Below are 14,546 nucleotides of genomic sequence, written 5' to 3'. Positions count from 1 at the left end.
CAGCCTTCATGATCCTGAATGTAAAGCTTCTTTTCATGCCCCTCGTTATCTTACCCCGTACGAATCCCTTGTAATAATAAATTTACTGCTTCCCGGTAATATTTTTTTATATCCTCCCGGGTCTTCTCATGAATCGAGAATTCAGAAACTCTTCCAATCCCTTCAAGCATGCCACTCACGATAATTACATAGTTCTCCAAGTCGCCTTTTACCAAATATCCTGTTTCAATCCCTTCCTTCAAAAGATCACGACAAGCATGTGAGGCTGCTTCATAAAGAAGTGAAAGCCGCTTGCTAATCTCTTCCGGGTGGCATCTGCTTCTGGAGAATTCCTCGAGCGCATGAATCAGTGGATTTTGAAAATCATTTGCGTAATGCTCGGCTAACGCATAAAATCGTTCTTCGATCCCTGCAATTTCCTGTTTCTTATCATTCCACGCTTGCAGCCACTCTAACGTATCCACTTCCACTACAAATAGAAAAAGCTCATCCTTGCTCGGAAAATGGTGATACAGACTGCCCTTACTGACATTCGAGGCTACACAAACTTCATTCATAGTTACGGCAGCATAACCCTTCTGTACAAACAGCTGCGTGGCCTTGCGCACAATTCTTTTTTTAGTTTCTTCTCCGTCTGAGCGTCCTTTGATTCTAAGCACCTCCTAAACCGACCGTACGGTCTAATAATATCAGATCATTTTCAAAAAGTGAAGACCTAACGATTCTTTATTTACTATACGCAAAAACGCACATTAAAAGACGCCCGGATTCGTACCCGAGCGCCAATCTCATGAGTTATCTATAACCTAGGGTGATTAAAAATCAATCAGACCAAGGCTGATTTGCAGCGATTCATCCACCTTTTTCATCGTTTCATCATCAAGGTGGGTGATCTTGTCAGTTAAGCGTTGTTTGTCAATCGTCCTAACCTGTTCCAGCAAAATAACAGAATCTCTGTCAAAGCCATGAGCAGCTGCGTCAATTTCCACATGTGTAGGTAACTTAGCCTTCTGGATTTGGGCTGTGATTGCAGCCACAATTACCGTCGGGCTAAAGCGATTGCCAATATCGTTCTGGATGACCAGAACTGGCCTTACTCCGCCTTGTTCAGAACCTACAACCGGCGAAAGATCAGCAAAAAAAACATCGCCACGTTTAACGATCAATGTCTACACCCCGCTTACTAAGCGGCCAAGAGTGCTGTCTGCATCTTCCTCCGCGAGGAAAGCCTCGCATGCCATGGTCAAGTTGATCTTAGCCATTTCCATGTAGCCGCGCTGCATGGACTCCCGGATGGAACGTTTCCTCCGTTCGCTCAAGTACAGCTTCATGGCCTGCCTAATCAATTCACTCCGGTTGGAATTCTCCAATTGAACAATTCCGTCCACTTCCTGCAAGAGATGATCGGGCAAGCTGATCATGATTCTTTTGGTGTTCTGCAAATTAGCCACCTTCTCTTCCACCCCCACAAACCTTCTGCCCTTGTGTTCCAGTGTTACAATATACAAGGAATTTTATACAAGGAATATATGCCGCCAGTATATCAAGTATGCTGCATCCCATTATAAACTAGAAATGGTGGTTCGTATAGGCTTTTAGTCACATCTCCTAATACGATACAATTCCTTCTATTTTCTCCCTTGTATAACATCACTGTCAAGAACTTTCAGTTTGTGAGTAGAGCATTTACTAATTTAGGAAGTGTGCCTTCACTTATATAAACGCGTGGCACCCGATGAGCCAACATGCAGATAACCTCGTAGTGAATTGTTCCAAGCTGGAGAGCCAACTCGTCTGCCGTGATCATCACGTCAGCTTGACGGCCGATGAGAACAACTTCTTCGCCTGCTTTAATTTGTTCCGCTTCTGCAGCGAAAGATTTGAGTGATACCATACACTGATCCATGCAGATTGTTCCGACGACAGGAACGCGGCGTCCACGTATTAGCACCTCCGCTTTGCCAGTTAGCATGCGGGAATATCCATCTGCGTACCCCACAGGTAGCGTTGCAATAATCTCCTCGCTCTCTGTGATGTACCTAGTGCCGTAACTGACGCCCCAATCGGCAGGCAGGCTTTTGACATATACAACCTGCGTCTTCAGCGTCAATACCGGACGTAGTTCTACCAGTTGACGGTTCACCTCTGTGGAGGGATAAAATCCGTACAAGCTGATGCCTACACGCACCATGTTGCTGGATAAATAAGGTGAATCAATGGCCGTAGCGCTATTGCCCGTATGTATGATCGGGATCTGAATGTTCTGCTCCCGCAGCGTTTCCGCCACGCTCATGAACCGTCGATGCTGTTCCAGTGTATAGCTTTTGTCTTGTTCGTCTGCCTTGGCAAAATGGGTAAACATACCCTCCAGCTCCGCCTGCGCAACAGACTGCACTTCAGAGATAAATGCAGGTGCGTCAGCTGGTAAAAGACCCAGTCGTCCCATCCCGCTATCAATCTTGATATGCACCTTTAGCCGATGTTCCGGATCTATAGGAAGCTGTCTTATAGCCTCCAGTACCTCCGGTGTGAACAGTGTTACAGTTACATGGTTCTCCCAGGCAACGGCTATTCCTTCTGGGGAAGTGTAGCCAAGCACCAGTATAGGAATCAGTATTCCCGCCTGACGCAGCTCCAATGCTTCATCCAAAAAAGCCACACTAACATAATCTGCTCCGAGTCTTTCCAGCTCCCGTGTCACTTCCACTGCTCCATGGCCGTACGCATTTCCTTTGACGCATCCCATAAACTTTGTCTCTGCCGGCAAGTAGCGGCGAAAGGCTTCGTAATTGGCACGCAAATCATCCAGATTAATTTCGGCTACTGTCGGTCGATAGCTTGCTTGCACTTCAAGTCACCTTCTTACGTTGTAGTAAAACGTCATTGCTGCATTGCATTAATCATTGTCTTAGTACCAATGGTAATGCTACAGAAGGTGGCTGTCAATGTGTGCTGGAGCCCCGGCAAATAAAGAAAAGCGGATACTACGTTGTAGAGGAAAGAATCCCACAAAACGCAGTATCCGCCTACTTTTTATTATTTACCCGATTGTGCCTCCATAGAAGCGGCAATTTGCATCATTTCATTAGCAGGAAGATTGGCACTTGTAATTCGGTACTCTACACCCTCAGACATCCAAGTCAATGTCTGCTGCTCATCCCCACTCAGAACTCCCCACGTAAAACCAAGGTCTTTCAGGGTTCCAGGCGCCAGTGCTACCGCACGGTCCAGTGGACGGGATTCCATAATAGTGTACTGATAAATCCCATCATATCGGATGAGAACAGCATGGTCTTTGTTGCCCTCCAATTTATGCGAGTCCTTGAACTCTACACCAGCTGGAATATAATCAGGTTCAATGATCCCAAAGTCTCCAAGCTCTGCTGCCACTGGTTGTTCAGCCTGTTCTTGGCCCTCAGGAGCTGTAACCGGATTACCATTCTCATCAACCTCAGCTACTGTGCTCTCTGCGGACTTACCCGAGGCCATGTTCTTTTCCATATCAAAGGAATCCTTGGTGAAATCCGTATCGAATTTGAAGGTGTCAAACTTCACGTTTACAACTACCTTCGCCTCAGAATCAGAGACTTGAACCTGTTTAGGCTCATAAGTCTTTTTATCAAGCCAAATCTTTTGCCGCACAAGGGCATTGCTTTGATAATTCGCGGCTACCTCGAACACATAGTTATCTCCATCTTCCACAAATTGGCGGTTATTATCCGAAACTATGCCACGAACCAACGTCTGATACAGATAGACCTGACCTTGATCATCCGGCCAATCGCTTTGGAAACGGAAGCTCTTATTCATACTTGGTGTGAGTACGAACACTCCCTCATCATTACGAAGTACGATCTGCGTAATATCCTTCTGAACATTTGCCAAGCTGATCCGGTAGTAGGAAGGATTCTTGTACCATACTTCTACCTTATACTCCTGCGGCTGTTCCCCGGTATACAGGGTCATTGTGCCAGAACCTTGGTACGTTCCCTGCTTACTTTCCAACTTGTCAGCCACATTGTTCAAATCCTTGACTACGGAAGCGGCATCCTTCTTCCCGCACCCCGTCATCACCAGGGCCACGCTCATAATGATCGCGAGTACCCATGTTATCCGGCGCATGACATCATCCCCTTAACCTGTTTTGAATGCATTGATTAGTACATGTCTATGAGGGACTTGGCCGCAATATGCAGACGGGCATGACAAGCGTGCAGCATTGATTTATTTTATGAGATCCAACAAGCCAAAAAGCCCGCGCACAGCGCTGGCTCTATACTTCATCAGAAGTTGCAATATCATTATGTAGGGTGTTTAACCATTCTCTTCAATCCTCATTATCGCTATGTACTGCTTTATTGTACTGATTAATTAATTCATCTAATCTCATGGACTGTCTGATCACATTCGGATGCAAAAGCCCTCCGTGTTGCCTCTCCATTAAATAAAGTTTTTTTCTAGCACCCTCTATTCTCTTTTGGATAATTTCCTGATCATTCATTAACACTACCTCCCTAATTTAATATATTAGAGGTATATGTCAAATTCTATATTTTACATTAAAGTGCATTACTACAATTCAATAGATAGCGATCTCAGATTTAATCTGAAAACTCTTTTTTGTTTCTTCTATAAAACTATCAATACTAGGCACTTCCAATAACAAAACCATTTTTCTTTTCATTGATTCTAATCAGATTTTGGTATTGCTTCTGCGTTTCTAACGATGCAGTATGCCGAAGCTGCTCAAACATTCTGACACACTTTATTATACAGGATTCGTTATTAATCCTTACAGAAGTCTCCAAACTATCCATTATATACTTTATACTAAGCTCATATTTTCCTCTTCTTATATAATACAATGCTATTTCAGCCATAAAAAAAGTGTATCTGTCTTCGATAATTTGTCGATTATAACATTTAAGATTTCTCTGCTGATCTCTATAATCTGATATTTCTTGCTCAAACCGCTGAAGAATATCATCCACATTAAAATCATAGTGATTGGCTGCCTGAAGGATTTTGAACAGACCTGGAAGAATGTCTTCCTCTCTTTTTTCAATATAGGTCACATATTCCGGAAGCGCTGTCACATCACCTTTTAAAATTCTCAGTAAATATATATTGGCCTGTGCCCAACCCATACATCGATTCATAAGTTGCAAAGCTTCCTCCGTATCCTCACGGATCCAGCTCATATCCATGTAAAGGTTAACATACTGCAATGCTCTATCATAATCTCCCAGCTCTCTGTAAACTACTGAACGTAACACATAAGAAAATAGAATATATGAAAATAAGGGCATTGCAGGTTCCTTCTGTAACCCGTTTTTTCTGGCTCGCTCATTATTATACTTATATTGAATGGATGCTTTTTTTTCAATTTCAATAGCTATGAGCATTACCTTATCCCAATACCTCAATGCGCTATATGTATTCGCCAGAGCCTTCAGCGCGTCAAGTTGATCGACTTCATCAAGCCGATTTACAAAACCCTCAAACTGCACAGCTGCTCGCAAATTCAGATCCTGATCACCCCCTAGAGCAATCGTGAACAGTCTGTATTGGCAAAAAGCCAGCCGCTCTGAATGCTGATACTTCTCACTCTCCGCGACACTCCGGTATAACAACGCTGCAGCATCATATTTTCCTTGTACAAAAAAATCTTCTGCTGTATCAAACAACGAGGGTGTATAAGATAGGCTGTCCATCATGATTCCAATCACCCGACTTATACATTCCAGCTTATCTAGTTCAGCACAGCGATATAGAAAAGGTCGAAGTCGTCTCCAATTGGGATTGGAATGTATGAAACACTCCTCCACATACATATCATAAAAGCCGCCTTCTTCTAATCCCATACCTTTTGTAATACGGTCTAATTGCTGCATGGCTATAGGCCGATTCCCATTGATAATGTTGCTAATTGTGCCCGAATTCACTTTAGATACCTCTGCGAATTGATTAATTGTTATTCCATTCTTCTTGAGGTAGTCCGCCAGTTCTGCACGAATGGTCATCTGCTTCATGATCAAAGCCACCTTTCGCCATCATGATTCATATATAGATCAATAGTATTTAAATAATAATATGTCTAATTATTCCAGTGGTCAAATACTTTTTTTTGGCTTAATTGATTATACATTTATTCAATTAGTGATGTATAAAATACAAATTAGCCGAATGTAAAAAACCACCAGAACACAAGGTGTATTAGACCTTTTCTGGTGGCTTTTCTAATGCTACTTCTATCCATAGTTATTCAATACATGCATTTAAATTCAACTAAGAACTAGGTTTAATCATCATGTCCAGCTTATTTATATAAGGACCGAGCGCTTCAATTAACTTCTCTTGGTTTTGTATCTCCTCTTTCGAAAGCCGATCCATATGAACACTTCCATCTGCATCAAATACCTTGGCATCATAGCTTTGCAACTCATTTATTAATTGTTCGATCTCCTCAAACTCTTCTTTAGTAAACCTCTGTTCAGCTTTTTCCAGCACGCCATTCCAGAAAGTATCACGATCAACGACAGCCGCCTTTGCCTGAGGGATTTCATTTTCATTCATTTTCTCGAAATAAGGTTTAAGCTCAACCTGTAAATCATTATATGCCTTTTGATCTTTCGCACTTAATTGTTCTAGGTGAAAGACTCCGTCAGCATCGGCCATTTGCAGATTGTAAGCTCCCAATTCCTCTAGTAAAGACATCAATCTTGTAAATTCCTCTTCGTTAAAGCTTTGTTTCGCGTTCTGCAGCTTGGCTTCAAGCCTGTCATATTGTTGCTGGGTTACTCCAATCGTAGCAGCAGTTGCTTGTGAGCCATACAGGGTATCTGCCAAATAATTATATCCGGCATATGCTCCAGTAGGAATTAATAATGCAGCCGCCAAAATGCTTGCTACAAGCCATTTTTTCATTCGTCTTCCCCCTGATCTCTTCTCGGTCTGATTTAGTATTTGCTCCTTCAGTTCCGGTGGGGCACTTAGATTTCTCGCCTCTTCCTGCAGAACTGTCCGTAACTCTTCATTGAAATTCATGCAGGTCCTCCACCTTTCCCTTAAAAAGAGTATGATTCTCCGGCTTCTGACGAAGCTTGTGCAGTGCAGCATGAATACGGGATTTCACCGTACCCAGAGGGATACCCAGTATCGCGGCACTTTCTTCCTGTGAATATTCATTTAAATAGTGCAGAATAATCACCTGCTTCAGCTTAAATGGAAGACGATCTACACTTGCTAGTAGACGGCGGTTAGCTAACCTGTCCACAACATCACTAGTGAAATCAGGTTCCATCCTTAAATCAGTCTGCTCTACTTTTTTAACCATTCGGAGATGCGTCCATCTCTTTCTTCGATAGGCATGAATTTGCCGCATAACCAGCCCCATAAGCCAAGGCCTAAAAGGACGATTGACGTCAAATTGCTCAAGCGACCGGTGCACCTGAATATAAATCTCCTGAACAACATCATCCACATCGGAGGTTTCGCGAACGAGAAAATGAACGGTCTGATACACATCCCGAATCGTTGCTTCATATAGTTCACTGTACGCTTCACGGCTGCCGGCTAGCGTAAGCGCAATGAGCTGAGAATATTCATTTGGATGTTTCATCCCTCTCAATCCCTCCTTCGGTCTTACACTATGTATTGGTACATAGAGAATAAATCGTTCGATTTATTTTTTACTCTGCAGCGGCTTAATGGAGTAGATGAAGTAAGCCGAGGCTGACCGCCAGCTGAACAGATTATGGACAGGTGGAAGCTGATCTTTGGCTTTGCTTGAACAGATTATGGGCAGGTGGAAGCTAGTCTTCAGCTTTGCCTGAGCAGATTACGGACGGTGGAAGCTGATCTTCAGCTTTGCTTGAGCAGATTATGCGCAAGTGGAAGCTAGTCTTCAGCTTTGCCTGAACAGATTATGGGCAGGTGGAAGCTGATCTTTGGCTTTGCTTGAGCAGATTATGGGCGGTGGAAGCTAGTCTTCAGCTTTGCTTGAACAGATTATGGGCAGGTGGAAGCTGATGTTCGGCTTTACACGCCAGCTTTGGCCGGATCCCGCAGAAATCTATGAGATAACTGCATTCTGTACACTTATTCCATATGCAAAAAGGTTTACTCTGATTTTAAGTGTATTCTATACAATTAAAAAGCGGAGAAACTTCCTATAGTGGGATAAATCGTGAAAATAAGTGTACGAAATACAATTATATCCATCCAAGCGTTATTTCGCAGAAATATAGTTGTACGAAGTACAGCTATATTCTCCCACTCATTGTTTGCATGTGCCCTCAATAAAGCGAAAAAGGGGAGATCCATATGGATCATCCCCTTGCCTATATATACTCGAACAGTAACCGCCTATCTCTCTAAAAAATCAGTCAGCGGATAGACTCAGCAACTTTGATCAAATCATTCTTGTCCAAGCTAGCTGATGTTACACCGTATAAGACTCCATTGGCTTCCCAGTCCAACCCTTTTCCATTAACCAATACAGCATCAGCTCCGTTAATCTTCACTTTTTCGATTGTGCCATCCGTCGACATCTCATAAGCCGTTTCGGAATCAGCGTGCCGCTGCTGCATCGAGATGATCTCATCGGTAGCTTCATTAACAAAATATAAATTAATATATTTGCTGTTGATTACTTCACCATTGCTATCCTTATAAAACTCTGCACGATCAAAGGTATAACCGTCTGGCAAATACTCCGGCAATCCCACATTAAAAATCGTATATTCATTTAGCTTGCTAGAATCCCTCTCGATCAGCAATTCCGCTTTCTCTTGATCCCTCTCAGATTGCGTAACCAGTCTGCCGTCTTCAACTCCGACGATTTTTTCCCCATCAGCATTGTAGATATCACCTGCCTTTTGAGCAGCGTCGAGGGTCACAAGCGCATTTCCTTTGCTATCAAAAATCTTCCCCTTAAAGTCATCCGGAATCACGTTGGAATCCGCAGAAAATTCTACTTCATGGGCTACAATATGGCCTAAGTTTATCGTTTGCAATACTTTCATTAACAGCTCCTGTGCAAATGACGGCTGCACAAAAGTTACACTTAATACGCTAACCACTAGCAAAGTTGCCAGCATAACAGCAGGACGTCTTAATCTATGTTTTGTATGCAATCCTTTCTCCTCCTTTTGGCCGGCATACTTTCTCCGAGCCTTATTCAGAATGGCTGTTTTGTCAGAGCCCTCGCTGAAATCTTTATGGGCCAGAACCCTGCCTAGCTCCAGCAGCTCCTTGTACTCCCCAGCACCCTTTAAATCATTTGCCGCTCCATATATACTTTCATCTAAATCTGCTGAGAACTTCTGCTGTATGTCTTTACTGTTCATAGCTGCTCCACGCTCCCTATTTCAGTCTTCAGCTTTTTCATAATCCGGTAGAGTATCACACCGATATTGCTCTCCGAAATTCCCGTAACCTGGGCAATCTCTCTGTTTCTCAGATTAGCACCAAATTTAAGAGCCACAATATTCCGCTCCTTTGAGCTCAATGTATTCAAGGCTTCGTTAAGCCTTCCACTACGTTCTCCCTGGAGGATCAAACATTCTGGATCTTTCCTGCTAGAAACTAGTTCCTTGACGGTATCCAGCGAAAAGAAACTTTTCCTTTTAAAACTCCGGTAATGATCATTGACCACATTTCTGGCAATGGCGAATAACCATACCTCTAAAGGAGCTTTTTCCTGAGAATAGGTCGATAGTTTCGCCAACGTTTTCTCAAAAACAAGGCTTGTCAGATCCTCAGCCGTATGGAGAGAACTAACCCGGTAAGCGATGTAGTTGAATATTCTTTTATAGTAGGTTTCAAAAATCGTTGTGAACAAAACATCTATGTCAGTATTTTCCTGTATATTCTCTTTTACAAAAGGATGAAGCAATGCGCGCTCATGCATCAATCTAACTCTCCTTTCCCACCAAATTTTCACTTAGCTAAGTAAAATCATCAGTTAATACGATATATTTCCAATTTCATTACAAGATATAAAAAAAGAAGGGTTCCAGCGCTAAATTCAGTCTTTCTAACCAAGCTATAGTAACCCGTCAACTTGACAAGCTTATTATAGCTTCTATATATTTTAGTAACTAAAGTAAATTGGAGCGAGGCAATGTTATGAGCACAAAGGAAAAGAAACAAAATGCTATCCATAAGGTCATGGAATCTATGGCAAATGTGCAGCAGAAATCCCAGTTTTTCATTGATATGATCACTAAAAAGGAAACCCTGACTCACAATCAGATCATGCTGCTGTTTCAACTCCGGCTTACCGGAAGCTTGAACATTACTGACATCTCTGAACGCTTCGTGGTCACACCCGGAGCCGCTTCTTCCATGTGCGATAAACTTGAGGAAGCCGGACTTATTGAACGGGTGCGGACTAAAGAAGACCGCAGAGTTGTCAATATTGTCCTTACAGAACAAGGCGATCAGCGTATCCATACAATATTTGAAGCATTTCCTACCTCAGATCTGAATAAAATCTCCGGAACTTTAGAACAAATAAATAAATTGATGGAACAAATGATGCACTAACAGCCTTCATTTTGCTCCTTATCAGCTATACTCTTTTCTATAAACACTGTCTGTCAGGAAACTGACGGCAGTGTTTTTTATGTTAAACTCCCAAATTATTATATTGACTATATATTATAATGAATATATATTTTAATCATTAAAATATATTTTGAAGGACGGTACTGTAAATGTCCAATAATAACAATACTTATGAACGTACTGACATGATCGATCCACCGTTGAAGGTAAGAGGTTCGCTGTTTGTCCGAGAGAATATTCGTGCGGTCACTGTTGATGTGTTTGGCCACTTAAGTACTAAAAGTAGTGTCTCGACATCAAAACTCAAAGTATCTGGCGACTGTACAATTGGGGGGAATTGTAAGGCCAATCAGGTAAACAATCTAGGGAGTCTGCGCGTTCAAAATATCCAAGCAGATAATCTCCGATCTTCTGGATACATGTCCGTAGCAGAAAATGCTGCAGCCGGGACTTTTTATGCTGAAGGTGCTGTGAACATAAAGAGACTAAATGCAGATTCATCGATTGAGATCCGTTTAGGCAATAGAAGCACAGTCGAGGTTATGAGAGCTGGCGGTGACATTATCGTTAAACCCTCCTCCAAGTTGATTAATGCGCTGATGCACCCTTTTCGAAAACTTACCTGCACAACGATTGAAGGAACTAGCATAACGTTATACCGGACGACAGCTGACCTTGTGTGCGGTGAAGAAATCATCGTCGGACCGGGTTGTACCATTGGGGAAATCCGCTATAGCAAAAGTCTAACGGTGGATCTTAAGTCGCAAGTTGACCGAACTGTATTTTTAAACCAATAAAGGAGAGTCTACATGGAAAAAATCACTCATTTGTCAGGAGCCACTGTACTCAAAAATATCGCCAAAGGTGCCACCATCTTGTTCTGTGTACCGATCCTTAGTGTCTGGGCCGTGGGGAGTGTTGTCTGTGCAATCATTGCACCTATCGGTGGTGTGCTAGGTATTGTTGGCATCAAAGGGATAGGACTAAATGCCTTCCCAGATTATGATTTCCCGAACATTCTCAGCCTTCCAATTGGTCTGTGCCTCTCCTTACTTTTGTTCATTTCTTTCTATTACACTCGTCGTTTATTGCGTGGATGCCTGCATTTTATAAAAAACTAGCGAACTGTAACAAGCTTGTATTCTCTTTGTTAATAGAAAGTGACCTACAACGCGCTGTTTTATTCTATACTTAAGGGGACTGGACTTTATCCTGGAGGTAATTATGAATAAAATCATCGCTATAGGAGCTATCACGCTCTTTTTGGCCGGATGCGGAGCATCGGCAACCATAGATATGGATACAACAATGGCTATTAATCAAACACAAGCTACTTCAGCACCACTGAAACTAATCGTGGACGGCGAAGCCGTTCTTCCTACTCTCTCCCCTTTTTTCCTAGATGATAAGGTCTATGTACCTGCAAAAGTACTAATGGAATACTACACCTCAGAACAAAAATGGGATAATAACTTAAAGACCTTGACCATCTCTGATGGAAGCAGTAGTTATGTTCTGACGCCGGACAATGAGTATATGCAAGCTGATGGATATCAAACCTCGCTTGAAGGACCAGCTATTCTACGAAATGGTATTTTATATATTCCTGCCGATTCCTTAAACTCTCTGTCTGGTGCCACTGCGCAGCTGAATGCAGCTGGAACTGAAGTATTAATAACATCAGGGGATGTTAGTACTACCGTCAGAACACCCAGCGAACCTCTCGCTATTGCTACAGAAAATGACCAAGTGAAGCTGTATACTGCCCTTAAAGATGGCGGTACCTACGAAGGATTTGTTGTAGAGGTGAACGGTAACAAGCATACATTTGATTGGGAAACACCCAGACTCCTAAGTTACCCTCCTGAGATTCATTATGCCGACATCGATCAGGATGGACAGGAAGAAGTCGTTGTCATTCTGTGGCTCGGAACAGGTACGGGCATGTCCATGCAGGAACTTCACGTGATTAAGCCTAACCCGTGGGAAGAAGTCACTGTCCCTTCTGCAGATAAAGCCGCCTCCGCATTGGTTACGTCAAAAATTTCTAATGAAAAAGGGGACGCCCTGATTCAAATTCAAGTTAAAGGCTCAACTCCATCCATGGTGACTTTGCGATATCCAGATCGTGCTGAGGATGGCAATCTAGGCGAACAAGCCGGCATTGGTGCTGTTACTCACTACATAGTGGAAGAGGGCAAGCTAAAGGCGGAAACAAATGTTTATATTGGATTTCTGGAGAGTATTGGCACACTAACCTTTGCCTACAAACCGGGAAAAGATGGAATGGAACCCGACTCTATTCGCTTTGAGGTTCATGAGGAATTAGCTTCTTACGTGGAGGGTAAACAGTTATGATTGATGCCCATATACATTTAGAGCAATATGAACCTGAAGTTGCCGAACAGATACTGAGTGAAGTACCTGACATGGGAATTAAAGCCCTTATCGCTGTCTCTATGAATTTGGACTCTTGTATACGCACCCAAAGACTTGCAGCCATAAATCCCGGCGTGGTCCGTCCAGCTTATGGCTTTCATCCAGAGCAACCCCTGCCGCAGGATGCTGAGCTGGCTGCTCTGCTGAAATGGATCGAGAGTCAATCTAGTGAGGATTATATTGCTGTGGGGGAAATCGGGCTGCCTTACTATACGCGTGCTGAAGCTTTAGAACGTGGCGAAACCTTTGATATGGACCCCTATATTGAGCTGCTGGATCAGTTGCTTGGGTTAGCTGCCCGTCTCAATAAACCTGTGGTGCTGCATGCTGTCTATGAAGATGCGCTTATTGCTTGTGATCTCCTGGAAAAACATAACATACAGCATGCCCACTTTCACTGGTTCAAAGGTCCAGAAGAAGCCATTGCCCGCATGATTAAGAACGGCTACTATATCTCCTTCACCCCGGATATCCTGTATGAGCCGGAGATACAGGCGCTTGCCCGCCGTTATCCCCCAGAGCTAGTCATGGCTGAAACCGATGGTCCTTGGCCGTTCGAAGGACCTTTTGCTGGGAATATAACCCATCCGTCTATGATTCGCGAAGTCGCCGCTGCTTGGGGAGTGCTCCATGGTTACACCCCCGGCGAAGCGGAAGAGTTAGTGACTGCGAATGCTAAGCGATTTTATAGCTTGTAGATAGTTTTATAGCTTGTAGATAGCTCTATAGACTATAGATAGATCTATTGCTTGTAGATAGTTCTATTGTTAGAGTAGAAGAAAGTCAGTGCCTTAGCTAGAATAGCCTAAAGTCAGACTAACGTTATGATTAAACACAGCTTGGCTTGTGAAGCCGTATTTTTCATAGTGGAAGTACTGTTCACAAGCCAACCTTACTTAATCCAAATCCCCTTACCCATTTTCATTTGATTCGGTAATATTTTCGCGTACATATTTTTGCGTATGTATTTACGTGGACGTATTTATGCGTACGTATTTACTCGTACGTATTTATGCGTACGTATTTACTCGTGCGTATTTATGCGTACGTATTTACTCGTACGTATTTATGCGTACGTAATTTACGCGTATGTATTTACGTGGACGTAGTTTACGCGTACTTATACCTGTACGCATTTATGCGTACGTGTTTATGTGTACTTATTTATGCGTATGTATTTTACGCGTACCCATTTACGTGTATCTAATTACGTGTACGTATTACCTGTACGTAATTACGCGTACGTATTTACTCGTGCGTATTCACTCGTGCGTATTCACTCGTACGTATTTACGTGTGTGAAGCCGCTATCGGACACAGCTGACCTTATATGCAGCAATTCCCCACTTTTGGGATGAGAAAGGACCCCAGAGTCGCTATTGGCATAAAAAACACCCAATAAGGTGCTCTTTTTAAGGAATAACGACGCTGGAGTCCGAAACCATGCTCCAAAGGCTAATAATCTGCGAATAATGTCATCTGGGTCCGTAAGCCTCAGGTTGATGATGACTCGGGACGCTTGTAAGCAGTCCCCA

At 42.9% G+C, this 14,546-nt stretch carries 16 protein-coding genes; 5 read left to right on the top strand and 11 right to left on the bottom strand.

The window, feature by feature from the left end:
* Positions 1 to 50: 50 nt before the first annotated feature.
* The 11 genes from MKX34_RS05500 to MKX34_RS05450 all read right to left on the bottom strand — a co-directional run bounded on the left by MKX34_RS05500 (position 51) and on the right by MKX34_RS05450 (position 9,913).
* A complete protein-coding gene (locus tag MKX34_RS05500) occupies positions 51 to 608 on the bottom strand; it encodes a TetR/AcrR family transcriptional regulator (RefSeq protein WP_051491479.1) in 558 nt (185 codons plus the stop codon).
* A 207-nt stretch (positions 609 to 815) separates the two neighbouring features.
* A complete protein-coding gene (locus tag MKX34_RS05495; protein ID WP_036686777.1) occupies positions 816 to 1,166 on the bottom strand; it encodes a type II toxin-antitoxin system PemK/MazF family toxin in 351 nt (116 codons plus the stop codon).
* A gap of 3 nt (positions 1,167 to 1,169) precedes the next feature.
* Entirely contained in the window at positions 1,170 to 1,451 is a 282-nt protein-coding gene (locus MKX34_RS05490; protein ID WP_025698676.1) for a CopG family ribbon-helix-helix protein, read from the bottom strand.
* Positions 1,452 to 1,666: 215 nt separating this feature from the next.
* Positions 1,667 to 2,848 carry an alanine racemase gene (gene alr, locus MKX34_RS05485; RefSeq protein WP_036686775.1) on the bottom strand — a complete coding sequence of 394 codons (1,182 nt, stop codon included), beginning with the start codon at positions 2,846 to 2,848 and terminating at the stop codon, positions 1,667 to 1,669.
* 188 nt (positions 2,849 to 3,036) lie between these two features.
* A complete protein-coding gene (locus MKX34_RS05480; protein ID WP_036686774.1) occupies positions 3,037 to 4,122 on the bottom strand; it encodes an outer membrane lipoprotein carrier protein LolA in 1,086 nt (361 codons plus the stop codon).
* A 205-nt stretch (positions 4,123 to 4,327) separates the two neighbouring features.
* Positions 4,328 to 4,501, bottom strand: a complete 174-nt coding sequence (locus MKX34_RS05475; RefSeq protein WP_094903681.1) for an aspartyl-phosphate phosphatase Spo0E family protein — start codon at positions 4,499 to 4,501, stop codon at positions 4,328 to 4,330.
* A 145-nt stretch (positions 4,502 to 4,646) separates the two neighbouring features.
* Positions 4,647 to 6,032, bottom strand: a complete 1,386-nt coding sequence (locus MKX34_RS05470) for a helix-turn-helix transcriptional regulator (RefSeq protein ID WP_076296832.1) — start codon at positions 6,030 to 6,032, stop codon at positions 4,647 to 4,649.
* A gap of 256 nt (positions 6,033 to 6,288) precedes the next feature.
* On the bottom strand, positions 6,289 to 7,047 hold the full coding sequence (locus MKX34_RS05465) for a DUF3600 domain-containing protein (protein ID WP_076104674.1): 759 nt from the start codon (positions 7,045 to 7,047) through the stop codon (positions 6,289 to 6,291).
* A complete protein-coding gene (locus MKX34_RS05460; protein ID WP_036686766.1) occupies positions 7,034 to 7,621 on the bottom strand; it encodes a sigma-70 family RNA polymerase sigma factor in 588 nt (195 codons plus the stop codon). The genes MKX34_RS05465 and MKX34_RS05460 overlap by 14 nt, the downstream gene beginning before the upstream one ends.
* 766 nt (positions 7,622 to 8,387) lie before the next feature.
* Positions 8,388 to 9,350 carry a DUF4367 domain-containing protein gene (locus MKX34_RS05455; RefSeq protein ID WP_076296831.1) on the bottom strand — a complete coding sequence of 321 codons (963 nt, stop codon included), beginning with the start codon at positions 9,348 to 9,350 and terminating at the stop codon, positions 8,388 to 8,390.
* Positions 9,347 to 9,913, bottom strand: a complete 567-nt coding sequence (locus MKX34_RS05450) for a sigma-70 family RNA polymerase sigma factor (protein ID WP_076296830.1) — start codon at positions 9,911 to 9,913, stop codon at positions 9,347 to 9,349. Before MKX34_RS05450 ends, MKX34_RS05455 begins: the two co-directional genes overlap by 4 nt.
* Before the next feature lie 218 nt (positions 9,914 to 10,131).
* Between MKX34_RS05450 and MKX34_RS05445 the strand changes: the two genes are divergently transcribed.
* The 5 genes from MKX34_RS05445 to MKX34_RS05425 all read left to right on the top strand — a co-directional run bounded on the left by MKX34_RS05445 (position 10,132) and on the right by MKX34_RS05425 (position 13,709).
* Positions 10,132 to 10,551 (top strand): MarR family transcriptional regulator, encoded by a 420-nt coding sequence (locus MKX34_RS05445; RefSeq protein ID WP_076296829.1) that lies wholly within the window; start codon positions 10,132 to 10,134, stop codon positions 10,549 to 10,551.
* 170 nt (positions 10,552 to 10,721) lie between these two features.
* Positions 10,722 to 11,369: a hypothetical protein gene (locus MKX34_RS05440; protein WP_036686760.1), complete on the top strand. Its 648-nt coding sequence runs from the start codon at positions 10,722 to 10,724 to the stop codon at positions 11,367 to 11,369.
* Positions 11,370 to 11,381: 12 nt separating this feature from the next.
* The gene (locus tag MKX34_RS05435; RefSeq protein WP_036686758.1) at positions 11,382 to 11,693 is read left to right on the top strand and encodes a hypothetical protein; all 312 of its coding nucleotides are present in this window, start codon (positions 11,382 to 11,384) and stop codon (positions 11,691 to 11,693) included.
* A 103-nt stretch (positions 11,694 to 11,796) separates the two neighbouring features.
* Positions 11,797 to 12,930: a copper amine oxidase N-terminal domain-containing protein gene (locus tag MKX34_RS05430; RefSeq protein ID WP_051491477.1), complete on the top strand. Its 1,134-nt coding sequence runs from the start codon at positions 11,797 to 11,799 to the stop codon at positions 12,928 to 12,930.
* The gene (locus tag MKX34_RS05425; RefSeq protein WP_076296828.1) at positions 12,927 to 13,709 is read left to right on the top strand and encodes a TatD family hydrolase; all 783 of its coding nucleotides are present in this window, start codon (positions 12,927 to 12,929) and stop codon (positions 13,707 to 13,709) included. The genes MKX34_RS05430 and MKX34_RS05425 overlap by 4 nt, the downstream gene beginning before the upstream one ends.
* The last annotated feature ends 837 nt before the right edge of the window (positions 13,710 to 14,546 follow it).

This window comes from Paenibacillus sp. FSL R5-0636, assembly GCF_037974255.1.
Classification (GTDB): domain Bacteria; phylum Bacillota; class Bacilli; order Paenibacillales; family Paenibacillaceae; genus Paenibacillus_AQ; species Paenibacillus_AQ odorifer.
This window is presented reverse-complemented; position numbering and strand designations above follow the sequence as displayed.

Excerpts from the sequence above, each read along its gene's own strand:
- MKX34_RS05455 (WP_076296831.1), bottom strand. The coding sequence starts at position 9,350 with ATGAACAGTAAAGACATACAGCAGAAGTTCTCAGCAGATTTAGATGAA.
- MKX34_RS05460 (WP_036686766.1), bottom strand. The coding sequence starts at position 7,621 with ATGAAACATCCAAATGAATATTCTCAGCTCATTGCGCTTACGCTAGCC.
- MKX34_RS05475 (WP_094903681.1), bottom strand. The coding sequence starts at position 4,501 with ATGAATGATCAGGAAATTATCCAAAAGAGAATAGAGGGTGCTAGAAAA.
- MKX34_RS05440 (WP_036686760.1), top strand. The coding sequence starts at position 10,722 with ATGTCCAATAATAACAATACTTATGAACGTACTGACATGATCGATCCA.
- MKX34_RS05430 (WP_051491477.1), top strand. The coding sequence starts at position 11,797 with ATGAATAAAATCATCGCTATAGGAGCTATCACGCTCTTTTTGGCCGGA.
- MKX34_RS05470 (WP_076296832.1), bottom strand. The coding sequence starts at position 6,032 with ATGAAGCAGATGACCATTCGTGCAGAACTGGCGGACTACCTCAAGAAG.
- MKX34_RS05445 (WP_076296829.1), top strand. The coding sequence starts at position 10,132 with ATGAGCACAAAGGAAAAGAAACAAAATGCTATCCATAAGGTCATGGAA.
- MKX34_RS05450 (WP_076296830.1), bottom strand. The coding sequence starts at position 9,913 with ATGCATGAGCGCGCATTGCTTCATCCTTTTGTAAAAGAGAATATACAG.
- MKX34_RS05465 (WP_076104674.1), bottom strand. The coding sequence starts at position 7,047 with ATGAATTTCAATGAAGAGTTACGGACAGTTCTGCAGGAAGAGGCGAGA.
- MKX34_RS05425 (WP_076296828.1), top strand. The coding sequence starts at position 12,927 with ATGATTGATGCCCATATACATTTAGAGCAATATGAACCTGAAGTTGCC.
- MKX34_RS05480 (WP_036686774.1), bottom strand. The coding sequence starts at position 4,122 with ATGCGCCGGATAACATGGGTACTCGCGATCATTATGAGCGTGGCCCTG.
- MKX34_RS05435 (WP_036686758.1), top strand. The coding sequence starts at position 11,382 with ATGGAAAAAATCACTCATTTGTCAGGAGCCACTGTACTCAAAAATATC.